This is a genomic window from Leptolyngbya sp. CCNP1308, assembly GCF_034932455.1.
Taxonomy (GTDB): Bacteria; Cyanobacteriota; Cyanobacteriia; order Phormidesmidales; family Phormidesmidaceae; genus Nodosilinea.
This window is the reverse complement of record NZ_JAYGIH010000012.1, coordinates 24,824-40,009: the sequence shown is the minus strand read 5'-3', so window position 1 is coordinate 40,009 and position 15,186 is coordinate 24,824. Positions and strand designations below refer to the sequence as shown.

Sequence of the window (15,186 nt, the reverse complement as noted above, 5' to 3'; positions counted from 1 at the left end):
GTTGTTACGCGGGCACGGCCTCTACCCCCGCTGATTCAAAATGCTTTTGCAGAGTGGCCTTGGGCAGCGGTCCCAGCAGGTGATCCCACGGCAGAGGTTGATCGAGATCCCAATCTTCGTGGACGTAGTAGTCTAGCGGTGGAATCTGGCCCTGGAAGTCTTTGAAGGCGCGGCGGTAGCTGCCCAGGGAGTCGCCGTAGTGGCGCACCCGTTCGAGCAGGGGGCCGAGGCGGCGATCGCCCCGCGAAATCAGCGCCTGCATCACCGACCAGTTGTAGCTTTCGGGCCGAAAGTCGATGCCCTGAGAGCGCAGGTGCTTTTGCAGATACTTGAGCCGTTTTTCGGCCTCGGGGTTGACCCCGCACCACTGAAACGGGGTGTGGGCCTTGGGCACAAAGGTGCTGCACCCGAAGGTGAGCCGCAGGCCAGGGGCGGCTTTTTTGAGCCGCAGCATCAGGGCGACGGTTTGCTCCAAATCGGCCATAGTTTCGCCCGGTATGCCCGCCATGCCGTAGAGCTTCATGGCGCTGAGGCCACCGGCCTTGGCGTTGACGGCGGCGCGCTCGATGTCGTCGGTTTCGAGCTTTTTGTTGACGATGTGGCGCACCCGCTCTGACCCGCTCTCGATCGCAATGGTGATCGAGCGGCTGTCGTGGCGGGTCAGGGTCTCAGCCAGCTTAGGGGTGACGGTGTTGGTGCGCACCGAGGAAAGACTGATTCGCACATCGTCGAACTGAGGCCGATTTATATAGTCAAGCAGCGCATCAAACTCAGGGTGTTGCGTGACAGAGGCTCCGAGCAATCCCAAACGGTTGGTAACCGCAAGCCCCCGCTCAATGGCGGGCATCAGGGATGCTTCTAAACTGGCGGGGCGAAAGGGCAGTGTCAGGTAGCTGGCCAGGCAAAAGCGGCACATCTCTGGGCAACTGCGTACCACCTCCACCATATAGATGTTTTCCCAGGCGGCGTGGGGGGTAACGACGGTCGAAGCCGACAGCACATTGCCTCGGTAGGTTTGCTTTTGCACCGCAGCGGGGATATCGGCATCGACCGGATGTACAGCCCGTACGCCTCCAGTGGGGCCGTCGTAGCTGACGGTATAGAGCGACGGGATGTATACTCCCGGCACCCTGGCCAGATGCCGCAGAGTTTCGGCACGGGAGGCGGATTTTAGCTCAACCAGAGCATCGAAAAAATCGTCTAACAGAGTCTCGCCATCCCCCAGCAAGATCACGTCAAAGAAGTCGGCAAAGGGTTCGGGGTTGGCCGTGAGCACCGGGCCACCGCCAAAAACCAGGGGGTGATCGGCGGTGCGATCGCCCGCAAACAACGGCATATCGAGCTGCTCCAGCAGCGTCAGCAGGTTGGCATAGTCCAATTCCCAGGACAGCGAAAAGCCCAGCACATCCACCACGGCAGGCAGCGGCTCATGACCATTGGTGAATAGCCGACTGACGCTGATATCGGCGCGGCGGGCCAGAGTGGCCCACACCACCTGATAGCCCAAGCTGGTAATGCCCACGCTGTACTCGTTAGGGAAGGCAAACACCACTGACAGCGCATCCTCCAAGGGGGTGGCAGGCTCAAACAGCAGGGTTTCATCCTGAAGGGGGAGGGAGGGCACAGGCAGGGTTACACATAATGAAGCTTCTCCAGTGTAATCAGTGGCAGCCGTCTTCACCCAAGCAGTGGAGGAACGGCAGGCTGAAGCCCCGTGAGACTACAGAGGTGGCAATAACGCTTTACGTAGACTCCGCCCCGGCCTGGTGCCGATCGCTCAACCGAGCTGAGGAAACGACATTTTTGTTCCCATAAACCGAGCCTAGGTCAGTTGATTTGCGCAGAAGGTGGGGTCTTCCCTCGTGAAGATGTCGTAATAGCACGGTGTCACCTTGGGGTTCATAAACCTACGATTAAGACAACGCGATCTACCTGATTCCTTCACCGTGATAACACTTCGCTAAACGCTACCGCAGCAGCTCTGCGGCTTCGGCCTATGACTTCCTCTATGCCTCCCATTCGCCCCACCTATATTCTTGCCGACGAGACCACGGTGCGCCTGCCCCGCGATCCATCGCTGCTTGCCCAGGCCGAGCGCATTGCTGAGGGCTACCACCAGTGCCAGGCGGCAGAAGCCTCCCAATGGCTCAAACAGGGGCTAGCCCACCTGCGGCAGGGGCAGTACACTCCGGCCCTATCCCTGTTGCAGCAGGCGCTTCAGAGCTACCGCAACCTGGGCGACAAAGCGCGTCAGGCCAAGGTGCTGCTCACTTTAGCCAGCCTGTACTACCGGGTGGCCGACTACCTGTGGGCAGCAGACTATGGGCGGCAGTGCTTGCGTATCGCCCGTGAGCTGGGCGACGATGCTCTGATGCAGCAGACCCTAGGCCACCTGGGCAACAGCTACCGTCACCTGGGCAACCTGCAGCGAGCGCTGGAGTACATGGGCCAAAGCCTCACTGTGGCGAAGAAAATTGGCGATCGCCCCGGCGAAATGCGATCGCTCAACAACCTGGCTATGATTTACCGCGCCAAGGGGCTCACCCGCCAGGCCGCTACCCTCTACGAAGCCAGTCTAATGATGGCCACCAGCCTGGGCGATCGCAGCACTAAGCTCCAGATTTTGCAAAACCTGGGCAACACCTATCTCACCCTGCGGGAGTACCCCCAGGCGGTTGATTGCTACGAGCGCTTTTTAAGCGTAAGCGAAAGCGGCGAGGGGGCCACTGACAACTGCACCAACCGCCGCATTCTCACCCAGCTCACTTTGGCCAGCATTGCCATGGGCGACCACAACCGGGCGATCGTGCATCTTCAGCATCACCTGTCGATCGCCTGCGCCCTGGGCGACACCAAAGGGGCCGCTGTTTTGCTCGATGACCTCAAGCGCAGCTATGTTGCCCTGAGTGAAGCTCGGGTGGCGATGCTGCGGCCAGAGCTGACCTCGGTTTAACCCAAAACTCTTCTCTCTAGGAAACCAAAAAGGGGACGCAAGTTTGCGTCCCCTTTTTACTCATCATTTGGATGACCGACTTAGCAGCAGGCCGTTTTTGCCTACTTCCAGTTAGCGGCTACCATCTCAGCCAGGTCAACCACGCGCTGGCTGTAACCCCACTCGTTGTCGTACCAGGCCACCACTTTTACCATGTCGCCGCCCATCACCATGGTCAGGCTAGAGTCAACGATCGAAGACTCGTCGGTCTTACGGTAGTCGATAGACACAAGCGGCAGATCGCTGTAGGCCAAAATCCCCTTCATAGCGCCTTCCGAGGCAGACTTCAGCACCTGGTTGACCTGATCGGCGATCGCCGGTTTCTCGACTTGAACGACCAAGTCAACTACCGACACGTTGGGGGTCGGCACCCGCAGGGCGATGCCGTTCAGTTTGCCCTCCATCTCGGGAATGACCAGAGCCACGGCCTTAGCAGCCCCAGTGGTGGTGGGCACAATGTTGAGCGCAGCAGCACGAGCCCGACGCAGGTCGCGGTGGCTGGCATCCAGCAGGCGCTGGTCGCCAGTGTAGCTGTGGGTGGTGGTCATTGTGCCCTTGATGATGCCAAAGTTGTCGTTGAGCACCTTGACCACCGGAGCCAGGCAGTTGGTGGTACAGCTGGCGTTGCTGACCACGTTGTGGCGATCGTGGGTGTACTCCTCGTGGTTGACGCCCATGACGTAGGTGCCAATGCCGCCACCCTTACCCGGCGCGGTAATCAGCACTTTCTTAGCGCCCGCTTCGATGTGGCGAGAGGCACCCTCTTCGCTGACAAACACCCCAGTGGACTCAATCACCAGGTCAATATCCCAGGCGGCCCAGGGCAGGTTGTTGGGGTTGCGATCGGAGTAGCACTTAATGCTCTTACCGTTGACGATCAGCGTGTCCTCTCCAGCGCTGACGTCGGCATCGAGGCGACCCAGCATCGAGTCGTACTTCAGCAGGTGGGAGTTAGTCTTAGGATCAGACGTATCGTTAATAGCGACCACCTCAAGCTGGCTGTTCTCGCGCGTCAACCAGCAGCGCAGAAAATTACGGCCAATGCGGCCAAAACCATTAATTGCTACTCTAACCACTGCGTTTAACCCTCTGTTGTAGTCGGACTAGGTATCTATTCTTAGACGACACCATAATATCGCAAAGCATGATCCACTTTATAGGGGCCAGCCATTGAACTGAGTCTATTTGTATTTCGAAACGACCTTGATGAGTCTATGTCAGGGTCTGGCGATCGCCCCCTCGCCGCCCCCGTTTCGGGGCTCAACCTGGAAAGCAGCATAAGTATTTCTACTTCGTCTATTCGGTTTATATAGAAAATTGATATGCGGCCCTTACGGCCTCTTTATATAGACATGAGGATAGGCAAAGACTTAGCCCACCCTATGCCCTGCCCATCGCCCCTTGGCAGTGCCCTTGGCAGCGCCCTTGGCAACGTCAGTAAGCCTTGGGCAGGCATCCTGAGGGCTGGTCAGACGCCTGAACACCCCTAAACCCCTGGAGGGATCAGAGGGGAAACCCGCCCAAGTGCCGCCCAGTCAGGCTAATAGCGATGTTTAGGCCAATTCGGCAATTCTTGCTATGATTACGCCTGACACTTGGTGTGGTGTGGTGTTGTAAGGAGTGTAACGATGCCGATTTCCGTAGATTTTACCGGCAGACCCTTTCATTTCATTGGGATAGGCGGCATTGGCATGTCGGCACTGGCCTACATCTTGACCAAGCGAAACCTGCCCGTATCGGGGTCTGACCTGCGCCTCACCCACATCACCCGTCGCCTGCAAGAGGCCGGTGCCCACATCTTTTGGCAACAAGAAGCCGCTAACTTAAGCTATTTTCTCACCACCAGCCAGCCAGCCCTGGCCACCGCAGCGGGTCGAACCGGATCTAGCGTATCGATAGGCTCTAAGGCTGTGCCACCGGTTATGGCCCCAGACGCGATTCCCCAGGTGGTTTGTTCCACCGCGATCGACACCCGTAATCCTGAATACCAGGCGGCTCTGGAGCTGGGCTGCCCTATTCTGCACCGATCTGACCTACTGGCGGCGCTGATTCGCGAGTACAGCAGCATTGCGGTCGCCGGCACCCACGGCAAAACCACCACCAGCAGCATGATTGGTCACCTGCTGCTCAACGCCAACCTCGACCCCACCATTGTTGTAGGCGGTGAGGTGTCGAGCTGGGGCGGCAATGCCCGCCTGGGCCACGGCCCTTACCTGGTCGCCGAGGCCGACGAGTCGGACGGCACCCTGGCGAAGCTGTCGGCCAGCATTGGCATTGTCACCAATATTGAGCTAGACCACACCGACCACTACCGCGACCTTGAGGACGTGGTGCAGATCTTTCAAACTTTTCAGCGCCAGTGCGGCCTGCTGGTTGCCAGCGCCGACTGCGAGGTGGTGCGCGCCAGCCTCAACCCCGACGTGACCTATAGCCTCAGCCCCAACAGCGGTGCCACTTACCACGTCACCGACGTACAGTTTGGAGCCGAAGGTACCTCAGCCCTGGTTTGGGAATTTGGCCAACCTCTGGGTGTACTGCGCCTGCGGGTGCTGGGCTGCCACAACCTCAGCAACGCCATGGCCGCCGTGGCCGTGGGGCGACACCTGGGCATTGCCTTCGATAAGATTACCGATGCGCTAGAGAAGTTTTGCGGCGCTCGCCGTCGATTTGAGCACCGGGGCAGCTATAACGGCATTCAGTTTTTTGATGACTACGCCCACCACCCCAGCGAAATTCGCGCCACCCTGGCGGCAGCTCGTATCAAAGCCGATCAGACCTTGCCCACCGACAGCCGTCAGGATAACCGCCGGGTGGTGGCGGTGTTTCAGCCCCACCGGTTTAGCCGGACGGCGGCGCTGCTGAACGACTTTACCGACGCCTTTATCGATGCCGACCAGGTGATCATGGCCGACATCTACAGCGCGGGTGAAAAGAATACCTTTGGGGTCTCGGGTCGCCAGTTGGCCGATGCTGTGGGTCACGCCCATCCTCGGGTGCTGTACGGCCACACCCTAGATGACATTCAGGCGGCCCTGGCCCACAGCTTGCGCCCCGGCGACCTGGTGATGTTTATGGGGGCGGGCAACCTCAACCAGATTATCCCCCAGGTGATGGCCTACTACGCGGAGGCCGAGGTGCCCTCGCTTCAGGAGGCCTGTTAGCACGACGGCTCTAAGGCCAGCATGGGGAGCGACTGTTGAGATCTGGGACCATGAACCAAACCCCTGGGGTCTCCCCGAATTTTGCCTGCCTGAAATCGCAGGTGTCGCTACAGCCCTTGACCACGTTTCGGGTGGGTGGCCTGGCGGAGTGGCTGGCGATGCCGCGCCACCAGAGCGAGCTAGAGCAGGTCTTAGACTGGGCGATCGCCTCCAATATCAAGATCACCCCGCTGGGGGCAGGGTCGAATCTGCTGATCAGCGATCGCGGCATTCCCGGCCTGGTGATCTGCACCCGTCGCTGGCGCGGCACTGAGTTTGACGAAGCGGGTCGCGTTACCGCAGCAGCGGGTGAGCCGCTGCCGACCCTAGCCTGGAAGGCCGCCAAGCGCGGCTGTCGCGGCCTCGAATGGGCCGTGGGCATTCCCGGTACTGTGGGCGGCGCGGTGGTGATGAATGCCGGTGCCCACGGCGGCTGCGCGGCGGATGTGCTGATTTCAGCTACCGTGCTCGACCCAGAGACCGGCATTTTGACTATGACGCCCAAGGCTTTGGCGTTTCAGTACCGTACCTCGATCCTCCAGGGGGGGCGGCGGATGGTGCTGGATGCCACCTTTCAGCTAGAGCCGGGGCACGACCCCGAGGTGGTGGTGGCCGACACCCTGGCAGGGCTGAATCAGCGCCGGGCCACCCAGCCCTACGACCTGCCCAACTGTGGCAGCGTATTTCGCAACCCCTACCCCCACACCGCCGGGACGCTGATTGAGAAAACCGGGCTGAAGGGCTACCGCATCGGCAATGCCCAGGTCTCTGAACGCCACGCCAACTTTATTGTGAACCTGGGCGGGGCCACCGCTAGGGATATTCAACACCTGATTCACCATGTGCAGGATGAGGTAGAAGCCCGCTGGGCCGTGCGCCTGCAAACTGAAGTGAAGTTTATGGGAGAGTTTTCGAGCTTTTAGGATTCTGGAGAAAAGCGATCGAGGGCCATTGCCGCGATCGCAGCATCCGGCTCACCCACCACGGTCTGGGCAAAGCGCTGGGCGATCGGCGGCAGATATACAAAGGGAGCGCTAAACCCGGCCATAACGTGGAGCCCCTCAACCCCAGGGACAGCTCCCACCAGGGGCAAGCCATCGCGGCTAAAGCTGACTCGGCAGCGCCGCCAGGTGCCCGGCACATCGGCCAGGGCAGGGATTTGAGCCGCCATGGCGGCCCGCATGGTGCGATCGCTCTCTGCCCTATCCAACGCTGCATCCAGATCCGTCAGCGTGCGGCTGATTTGGCCCAGGCAGATATGGCCGTCTAAAAACTGAATCGCCCCGCTGTCGAGGATGGCAGGGGTGACTTCATGGCCCGGCTCGTCCCACTGTCCATCGGTATCGGGCTGACTCGCCTTAGCTTCCAGGGTAAAGCGCTGGGTCTGGGCAGGCATAATCAGCGATCGCAGCTTCAGATCCAGCGGCGGCGTTTCGATCAGCTCAGCGTGGGTATAGTAGAGCGGAATGTTGACCTGGGCCTGGTGCAGCAGCGATCGGCTAAAAGCCCCCCCTGCCACCAGCACGTTCTTGGCGGGGCAGGCCTGCTCGGTGGTTAACACGCCGGTAACGCGATCGTTGATCCGCACCACATCCGCCACAGCCGCAACTATACGGGTGCCGCCCAGGTGCTGAAAGGCCTGGTTGTAGGCGCTGACCAGGGCTACTGGGGAGACATGGCCGTGGCGCACGGTGAAGGCTCCGGCGATCGCATCGGGGTTCAGCAGGGGTTCCAGCTCCTGGGCCTCGGCTGCCGACACAAACCGAGGTGGTGTCGCGCACTTGCTATAGGCTGTGGCGGCAGCTTCAGGGTCGCCGTCCGCCGCCAGGGTCAGCACCAGGTCTAGCTCGCGGAACTGGGTGTCGGCCTCCAGTTCTGCACTGAGCTGGCGCTGCTTGGCAATGCCCTCTTGACAGAGCTGCTGGGTGAGGGCGGTGCTGCCCGACCAGTAGGGAATGCCGCCATAGCTGTAGCGGGTCGCGTTACCCGGTTCCAGGGCGCGATCTAGCAGTAGCACTGAAAGCCCCTGGCGGGCCAATTCATAGCTGACCGCTGCCCCCACCAGACCGTTGCCGACCACAATCCAGTCAAAGGTTTGCATAGTTAATGATAAAGGTGTAGGGGATCGGGTCTAGGGTCTAAGGAGTTAGCCGGTTCTTCACCTGAAACCATAGACCTTATACCTGCCCTTAGGCGTAGATTTGCCCCAGGATGATCCGCAGGCGATCGTAGTCATCCTTGAGAAAAATGCTGAGGGTGCGGCCCGCCTGCACCAGCCAGGCGCGATCGAGCTTGCGAAGCTGGTAGCCCTGGCGCAGCACCGCCGCTACCAGGCTGTCTACTGGAGCGCTGCCCATGGCCAGCAGGGTTCTCAAAAAATCGAGCTGTTCGGTGAACTCAATTACGACTTCAGGCGAGCAGGCATACACCCCCTGGTGCACCTGGGGGGGCCGGGGCGGCAGGTGTTGAAAGATTGGCCCCTGGGGTCGCCCAGCTAAATCAGGGGCGCGAAAGCCCACGATCGCCGCCTTAAATTCGGTCTTGAGCATGGCAAAAATCTGCGGCTGCTGCTGGCGCAAGTCTTCGAGCGACAGCCCCAGCGCCCGCGCCCGGTGAACCGAGTCGATGGGGCTGGTGGTGGCGTGGTACACCACCCCGTAGACCGTGTTGCCCGACTCCTCATCTAGGGCGGTGACCCAGCTGCCAAAGGGGGGCATGGCCGAAAACGCCAGCGCTTCAGGCTCTAGGCACTGGGCCAAAAATTCGGTGGTGGCGGTTTCGATCACCTCAGCGATGTGATCGGGCTGGCGCGCCTGGGCCGTGGTCTGGGGCAGGGGTAAGCGCATGGCTATACCTAACGCCGCTTGCCGGAGCTGCTAACCGGTTCTAGCTCAGACATTTCAAAGGTGACTAGCTTATCCCAGTTGCCGCCCTCAAACAGCACCGCTACCTTGCCGTCGGTAATGCGCTGCACCAGACCCTGAAACCCGTAGTAGGTATCGTTAACGTTGACCACCGTAACCGGAGCCCCAGGAAAAATCATGATGACTAATGCTTTTTAATCTGCCTCTACAGTCTAAGGCAATGTGCTGAACTGGCCTATTTCTGTCAATGTATTTTGTGGCTAAAGATTTTGTGGCTAAAGGCGGCTAACGTCACAGGCCACGGTTGTTCTCGGTTGTTTTTTGGCGCGATCGCGCCACAGAGTTAAGCCATTGCCAGGGCAAGCCTTTCCCTGAGGTTTAGTTTGGTTGTGGGTGCGATCGCCCTCTACGCTGCCAAACTGTCCCAGGGCCAAGCCTTTCTTGGCTAGAGCGTTATGCTAAGGCTCTAGCCTTTACTGCCCCCATGAGCCAAACCTACAAAGCCACCGGCATCAACCTCAAGGCCATACCCCTGGGGGAAACCGATCGCCTGCTCACCATTCTCACCCCCGATGTCGGGCTGGTGCGGGCGGTGGCACCGGGGTCGCGCAAGCACCAGTCGCGGCTGGGCGGACGCAGCGATCTCTTTGTGATTAACGAATGCCTGGTGGTGAAGGGCAAGCGGCTCGACAAGCTCATTCAGGCCGAAACCCTGCGCACTTTTTCGGGGCTGAGTCAGCACCTGGGGCGACTCACCGCCAGCCAGTATCTGGCGGAGGTGGTGCTGCTGATGGCCCTCAGTGACTGTCCCCAAGGCGACCTATTTCACGTCTTCGTAGAGCACCTAGAGCGGCTTGAAACGGCGTCTCCAGGGACAGTGCTGGCGGCCCTGTGCCACGGGCTTTATCACCTACTGGCCCTGGCGGGAGTGGCCCCAGAGGTGCATCGCTGCACCCTCAGCCGGGCTGAAATTGTGCCCAACCTACTCGACCCCGCCTGGCGCGTAGAATTTAGCTGCGAAGCGGGTGGGCTGGTGCAGGTAAACGGGGCGACCCAGCTCAGCGAAGGCCAAGGCCACTACAGCAGCGCCCCCAAGCGCCCCATACTGCTCACCGCCACTGATGTGGCCCTGCTCCAGCAGCTCACCAAGCCCGAGATTTTATCTACCCTGCCCATGGGGCTAGATAATAAAGACCCTCAAACCGGAAAAACCCAGCAGTTATGGGCACGAGTTGAGCGGCTTCTGCGAGAATATACTGAGAACTACTTTGAACGTCCTATTCGGTCGGCGGCTCTGGTTGATGTCTGTTTAGCTACCCTTTAAACTGCTGGATATTGCGCCGCCCAGTGCCCAGGTTCGTTGGTTACCCCATGCTCCGTGAGTTTGAAGCTGATACAGAAGCCACCGAGGCAAACTATTTGCCTGAGGCAGAAGGTCGAGGGTCTGGCCACGGCACCGACCTGGGCCCTGGAGCAGACTCCAAAACCCAAACCGCCACTTTGCCCGCTGCCCTTGCCTCTGAAGCCGCTAACCCAGAGTCTGAGAATGGGTTTGGGGCTATTTTTCAGAACCGCAACTTTTTAATTTTGTGGATGGGCCAGCTATTTTCTCAGCTGGCCGACAAGGTCTATCTAGTGCTGATGATCGCCATCATCGCCGCCCGGTTTGAGGCCCCTGGGCAGACCATTAGTGGCTGGGTATCGGCGGTGATGATTGCGTTTACCGTGCCAGCCGTGCTGTTTGGGGCGTTGGCCGGGGTGTTTGTAGACCGCTGGCGCAAGCGCCCGGTGCTGGTGTGGTCTAACCTGCTGCGCGGCAGCCTGGTGATTGCCCTGCCCTTAGGGATTTGGCTAACGGCGGGCTGGGGTACCGTGCTGGGGCTACCGGTAGCCTTTTTGCTGCTGCTGATTGTAACGTTTCTGATCTCTACCCTGACCCAATTTTTTGCCCCAGCAGAGCAGTCGATTATTCCGCTCATTGTGGCCGAGGGAGATTTACTCTCAGCCAACTCGCTCTACACCACCACCATGATGGCCTCGGTAATCGTAGGATTTGCCGTAGGCGAACCGCTGCTGGCCCTAGCCGATCGCCTGATGCTAATCCTCGGTATAGCCAACAATGGCCCGGCTATTTTGGTCGGGTTGAGCTATGTGATGGCCGGGCTCTGCCTGATGACTATGGATCCAGGCAAAGAAAACTTATCCGCTGCCCACGAAGATTTATCTCAATTTTGGGCCGATATTAAAGACGGCTGGCGCTATCTAGGGCAGCAGGTACAGGTGCGAGTGGCCATTGTGCAGCTGGTGCTGCTGTCGTCGGTGTTTGCGGCCCTGGCGGTGCTGGCAGTGCGGCTGGCGGAGATGATTCCGGCCATCAAGGCATCGCAGTTTGGCTTTTTGCTGGCGGCGGGGGGCCTGGGCCTGGGCCTGGGGGCCGTGCTGGTGGGGAACTTTGGACCGCGCTTTCCGAGGCGCTACCTGAGTCTCTGGGGGGCTCTGGGCATGGGGGCGTGCCTCATTGCCCTCGCCTGGACGACTCAGCAGCTGTGGGCGTCAATGGCGATTATTGCCACCCTGGGGCTGTGCGGTGCCTTTGTGGGCATACCGATGCAGACCTTAATTCAAGAAAAGACGCCGGAAGCCATGCGCGGCAAAGTGTTTGGCTTGCAAAACAATATGGTCAATATTGCCCTCAGCCTGCCGCTGGCCCTGGCCAGCGTGATAGAGGCGCGCCTGGGTTTGGCTAACGTTTTTGTCGGCATGGGTGCCCTGGTAGGAGTAGGGGGAGTTGTAACCTGGTATATTGCCGATACAGCACTGAGAAAGACCCAGGCTCCGAGCTAGGTTCCATTTTTTTACCAAAGACAGATTTGCGGGCTGGGCGATTCCGGAACGGATACTCATTCCGAGTCGGTTCCCTAACGCCGCGCGAATTGCGGCGACATTGTGCTGGCGCTAGTTTCGGTTGTTTACTGGATAGACGCTAAACAGCATGCACATCGCGTGGCTTGGCAAAAAATCGCCCTTTTGCGGCAACGTCACCTATGGCCGAGAGGTCACTAATGCGCTGCTTGAACGCGGCCATCGGGTGACATTTCTGCACTTTGCTCAGTCCCAGGATGGCCACAGCCGTGGCAATCCTGCGGAGCGATCGCAGGAAGTACCGCTGCCCTTTCTGTTCAAATCGCAGATTCTCACTATCCCCTCTCTCAAGTCGGGCAAACTGCTGGCAGAGGCGCTAGAGCGGCTCCAGCCCGATCTGGTTCACGCATCGCTCACCCTATCGCCGCTCGATTTTCGGCTGCCGGAGATCTGTGCCGAACTCAATATTCCCCTGGTGGCCACCTTTCACCCCGCCTTCGATCGCCGGGTGCGCAGTTTGACCTCGGGCACCCAGCACCTCACCTACCAGCTCTACGCCCCCTGCCTGGCCAACTACGATCGCGTCATTGTCTTCTCAGACCTCCAGCGTGATCTGCTGACTAAGCTCGGGGTGCCCGACCCGACGCTGGTCGTGATTCCCAACGGGGTCGATACCCGCCGCTACTCGCCGGGGCCGTCGGCGGTCAAGGCCGATCTCTACGCTCGCCAGCTATTTGTCTACCAGGGGCGCGTTTCCCTAGAGAAGAATGTAGAAGGGCTGCTGCGGGGCTGGCGGCAGGCTGATATGGGGCCAAACTGCAAGCTGGCGATCGTCGGCAGCGGCCCTCTGGAGGCATCGCTGAAGCGCTACTACGGCGATGAAGACGACATTATCTGGCTGGGCTACCTGGCCAACGAGCAGCGCCGCATCGATATTTTGCGGGCGGCAGACGGGTTTATTTTGCCGTCGCTGGTGGAGGGGCTATCGCTGTCGCTGCTGGAGGCCATGGCCTGCGGCACGGCCTGCATTGCCACCGATGCTGGGGCCGATGGCGAGGTGCTGGCCGAAGGGGCAGGCATTGTGCTCGATACCCAGCGGGTGGCCACTCAGCTACAGACAATCCTGCCCATTCTGCGCGACCATCCTGAAATCACCCAGCTTTTGGGGTATAAGGCCCGCGAGCGGGTGCTCCAGCGCTATACCCTTAAGGACAACATTTCTGCCCTAGAGGCTATGTACAGCCAGGTAACGGCGGAACAGCGGCTGATGTGTGGGCAGCGGGCCTAGGAGCGGGTTGTAGCAGGGTGCTTCGCGATCGCCTCAACAAACCCATCATTACCGCCTGAGTTCTACCCTCGCTTTTACGATCATTGGCTCAAACTTGGGCAATCTGAAAAAATAACGGATTGGCCTTTAAGAGTAAATGAAGCTGGGTCAGGGGAGCATCAAGATGCAGAAGTCAGCGATCGCCTGTAGACCGCTTGCCGACTGGCTAGGGCAAAATGTTCGCTTTCAGGGATACTTAAGCCACTGGAAAACGGCTGACAGAACTAGCACTAGAGCTTGTCTGTTGCAGCATATTGAGGTTGTGCCTTACAAAGGTTGCAAGGCGCAAGCGAGAGCACTGAACCACATTTGGCTGTATTTAAGCGAAAAGGCCCTGGCTGAAACCCAGCTCGAGCGGTTTCGCGGATACCAGGCGGTTGGACAAGTGGTTAGCTATACTCGCAGCAATGGCACCAAGGATTTTGCCATTGATATCAATTCCTATTTCCGTATCGAGTCTTACCTTGAACGGTTGAATTTGTGTGCAGAACCAAGGCTCGATCACATCAAAGTCAGAGCGCGGCTGCTCGAAAAAATACTGAATCTGCTGGAAACCGAGGAGATAGATTTTGGCATTAAATCGTCCTACAAAGAGGTTTATCAGCACTTTCAGGAGGATTACGAATTTTGTCTCAGACAGGTTGAGATCAACGAGCGGTACGAGGCACAGAAACAGCATCGCTCCAGGCCGAATCCTGACATCCTCACATTTGCTTCAATGTCATCGAAGGCAACCAAAGTAGCTTGTAAAGGCTTTGCAGCCTCGTAATTTGTCTGATAACGGATGGACTAGGATATTGGCCTTGTCTACTGCTAGCTAGATTGTAGGGTCAGTAGTGTACAGCGATCGGCATAACGTTCCTGGTCAGCGGCGGCAGATCACCTTTGCATCACTACCAAAATCTCTCAACCGTTCGCTTCACCAGGGTTGTTAGCCCTCGCGCTCAGAGCTTGAAGTCAATCTTGCAAGAACTTTACGTGAATCACTGCCTACCCGCTCATATGCTGCACAAGAACCTCGAAGAGGACAAGCCCATTCTGGTTCCTCCTCAAAAGCGTGGCGAAAAAGGCATAGACCTGAATCTTGATTCACAGGCTCCGTAATTTCAATTGCCCTAATTATTCCTCTAACCCTGATGTACTCCACACATTTCAATGACCTCGCGTGGTTCAAGCTGATCGAACCAAAACTTACAAATTGTGTTTAGTAGACTATTCACATGACTTGCATGAGAATTGATCCAGTCAACAATGTTTTCAATGATGAAAACGTTGTTGTTTAGAGTAGAGCCGAGTCCATAGTGCATATACGAAATGCATGAATCACTCTGTATTGAGCAAGTTCCTACCCTGCCATGAGTTAGTTCTACACGAAGACGACGTAATCCTGTGAACCAATCCCTATAGGCAGCTTTCAGCCACTCATCAATCTCAGAAGGAAATCCTTCGCCATATTTGCTCGCTACCGCATTCTTGAATAGCTTTTCAGTGGACTTCTTCTGCACTCCTCGTACATCTCTGTAAATTGCATGAATAGTGTTTCGCAATCCATCCAGGCAAGAATATAGTTCACAAACTAAGGTTTCAAAAATACCCGCAAATTCTCTTGCCTTAACTCCGCTTGAGTATCCTCGCTGATCAAGAATCTGCCGTTCTTCAATAATTTCAGGAATTAAGAATGTCGCACGTTCCGCAAGAATCTTAAATTTATCTCGATGCCCTGTTATGGTGCTTAAGCCGTTGGACAATGCCCGACTCTCTGCAAACGGCGCACCATGCCATCTAGCAAATTTATCAATATAATCCCACGTATGGGGAACATAGGTAAAAACAGTTGGTAAAGTTACTGGAGGCATTTCAAATCAAATTTTTAGGACGCAAATTTCCTCTAAGATAGCGCAAAAAATAGTAAGTCTAAACTGTTTCAAGCCTCTTCCTGCA

Annotated in this window: 13 protein-coding genes; 7 read left to right on the top strand and 6 right to left on the bottom strand. The window is 57.9% G+C overall.

Translation table 11 applies throughout. The annotated features are described in order from the left end of the window. Window positions 1-4: 4 nt before the first annotated feature. On the bottom strand, window positions 5-1,624 hold the full coding sequence (locus VB780_RS07120) for a radical SAM protein (protein WP_323350441.1): 1,620 nt from the start codon (window positions 1,622-1,624) through the stop codon (window positions 5-7). A gap of 372 nt (window positions 1,625-1,996) precedes the next feature. Here VB780_RS07120 and VB780_RS07115 point away from each other — a divergent pair, with 372 nt between their 5' ends. After that, a complete protein-coding gene (locus VB780_RS07115) occupies window positions 1,997-2,953 on the top strand; it encodes a tetratricopeptide repeat protein (RefSeq protein ID WP_323350440.1) in 957 nt (318 codons plus the stop codon). Between the two features lie 101 nt (window positions 2,954-3,054). Here the strand turns inward: VB780_RS07115 and VB780_RS07110 are convergent, their stop codons facing one another. After that, window positions 3,055-4,068: a type I glyceraldehyde-3-phosphate dehydrogenase gene (locus tag VB780_RS07110; protein ID WP_323350439.1), complete on the bottom strand. Its 1,014-nt coding sequence runs from the start codon at window positions 4,066-4,068 to the stop codon at window positions 3,055-3,057. A 552-nt stretch (window positions 4,069-4,620) separates the two neighbouring features. Between VB780_RS07110 and murC the strand changes: the two genes are divergently transcribed. Further along, window positions 4,621-6,153 (top strand): UDP-N-acetylmuramate--L-alanine ligase, encoded by a 1,533-nt coding sequence (gene murC / locus VB780_RS07105; protein WP_323350438.1) that lies wholly within the window; start codon window positions 4,621-4,623, stop codon window positions 6,151-6,153. Window positions 6,154-6,203: 50 nt separating this feature from the next. Beyond that, complete coding sequence (gene murB, locus VB780_RS07100; RefSeq protein ID WP_323350437.1) at window positions 6,204-7,115, top strand: UDP-N-acetylmuramate dehydrogenase; 912 nt, start codon at window positions 6,204-6,206, stop codon at window positions 7,113-7,115. Here murB and VB780_RS07095 read toward each other — a convergent pair. The 3 genes from VB780_RS07095 to VB780_RS07085 form a co-directional block, all read right to left on the bottom strand. Continuing rightward, window positions 7,112-8,293, bottom strand: a complete 1,182-nt coding sequence (locus VB780_RS07095; protein WP_323350436.1) for an FAD-binding oxidoreductase — start codon at window positions 8,291-8,293, stop codon at window positions 7,112-7,114. The two genes, murB and VB780_RS07095, sit on opposite strands and share 4 nt — an antisense overlap. 88 nt (window positions 8,294-8,381) lie before the next feature. Continuing rightward, window positions 8,382-9,038, bottom strand: a complete 657-nt coding sequence (locus VB780_RS07090; protein ID WP_323350435.1) for an HAS-barrel domain-containing protein — start codon at window positions 9,036-9,038, stop codon at window positions 8,382-8,384. A gap of 8 nt (window positions 9,039-9,046) precedes the next feature. After that, window positions 9,047-9,235: an NAD(P)H dehydrogenase subunit NdhS gene (locus VB780_RS07085; RefSeq protein ID WP_323350434.1), complete on the bottom strand. Its 189-nt coding sequence runs from the start codon at window positions 9,233-9,235 to the stop codon at window positions 9,047-9,049. Window positions 9,236-9,540: 305 nt separating this feature from the next. Between VB780_RS07085 and recO the strand changes: the two genes are divergently transcribed. The 4 genes from recO (at window position 9,541) to VB780_RS07065 (ending at window position 14,014) form a co-directional block, all read left to right on the top strand. Next, window positions 9,541-10,380 carry a DNA repair protein RecO gene (gene recO / locus VB780_RS07080; RefSeq protein WP_323350433.1) on the top strand — a complete coding sequence of 280 codons (840 nt, stop codon included), beginning with the start codon at window positions 9,541-9,543 and terminating at the stop codon, window positions 10,378-10,380. Between the two features lie 47 nt (window positions 10,381-10,427). Continuing rightward, the gene (locus VB780_RS07075) at window positions 10,428-11,900 is read left to right on the top strand and encodes an MFS transporter (RefSeq protein WP_323350432.1); all 1,473 of its coding nucleotides are present in this window, start codon (window positions 10,428-10,430) and stop codon (window positions 11,898-11,900) included. Between the two features lie 148 nt (window positions 11,901-12,048). Then, the gene (locus VB780_RS07070; RefSeq protein WP_323350431.1) at window positions 12,049-13,206 is read left to right on the top strand and encodes a glycosyltransferase family 4 protein; all 1,158 of its coding nucleotides are present in this window, start codon (window positions 12,049-12,051) and stop codon (window positions 13,204-13,206) included. A gap of 163 nt (window positions 13,207-13,369) precedes the next feature. After that, window positions 13,370-14,014, top strand: a complete 645-nt coding sequence (locus VB780_RS07065) for a hypothetical protein (protein ID WP_323350430.1) — start codon at window positions 13,370-13,372, stop codon at window positions 14,012-14,014. Between the two features lie 358 nt (window positions 14,015-14,372). Here the strand turns inward: VB780_RS07065 and VB780_RS07060 are convergent, their stop codons facing one another. Further along, window positions 14,373-15,101, bottom strand: coding sequence for a hypothetical protein (locus VB780_RS07060; RefSeq protein WP_323350429.1), 729 nt, complete (start codon window positions 15,099-15,101; stop codon window positions 14,373-14,375). Between the last annotated feature and the right edge of the window lie 85 nt (window positions 15,102-15,186).

Excerpts from the sequence above, each read along its gene's own strand:
- VB780_RS07060 (WP_323350429.1), bottom strand. The coding sequence starts at position 15,101 with ATGCCTCCAGTAACTTTACCAACTGTTTTTACCTATGTTCCCCATACG.
- VB780_RS07095 (WP_323350436.1), bottom strand. The coding sequence starts at position 8,293 with ATGCAAACCTTTGACTGGATTGTGGTCGGCAACGGTCTGGTGGGGGCA.
- VB780_RS07115 (WP_323350440.1), top strand. The coding sequence starts at position 1,997 with ATGACTTCCTCTATGCCTCCCATTCGCCCCACCTATATTCTTGCCGAC.
- VB780_RS07075 (WP_323350432.1), top strand. The coding sequence starts at position 10,428 with ATGCTCCGTGAGTTTGAAGCTGATACAGAAGCCACCGAGGCAAACTAT.
- murB (WP_323350437.1), top strand. The coding sequence starts at position 6,204 with ATGAACCAAACCCCTGGGGTCTCCCCGAATTTTGCCTGCCTGAAATCG.
- VB780_RS07070 (WP_323350431.1), top strand. The coding sequence starts at position 12,049 with ATGCACATCGCGTGGCTTGGCAAAAAATCGCCCTTTTGCGGCAACGTC.
- VB780_RS07085 (WP_323350434.1), bottom strand. The coding sequence starts at position 9,235 with ATGATTTTTCCTGGGGCTCCGGTTACGGTGGTCAACGTTAACGATACC.
- recO (WP_323350433.1), top strand. The coding sequence starts at position 9,541 with ATGAGCCAAACCTACAAAGCCACCGGCATCAACCTCAAGGCCATACCC.
- VB780_RS07090 (WP_323350435.1), bottom strand. The coding sequence starts at position 9,038 with ATGCGCTTACCCCTGCCCCAGACCACGGCCCAGGCGCGCCAGCCCGAT.
- VB780_RS07065 (WP_323350430.1), top strand. The coding sequence starts at position 13,370 with ATGCAGAAGTCAGCGATCGCCTGTAGACCGCTTGCCGACTGGCTAGGG.
- murC (WP_323350438.1), top strand. The coding sequence starts at position 4,621 with ATGCCGATTTCCGTAGATTTTACCGGCAGACCCTTTCATTTCATTGGG.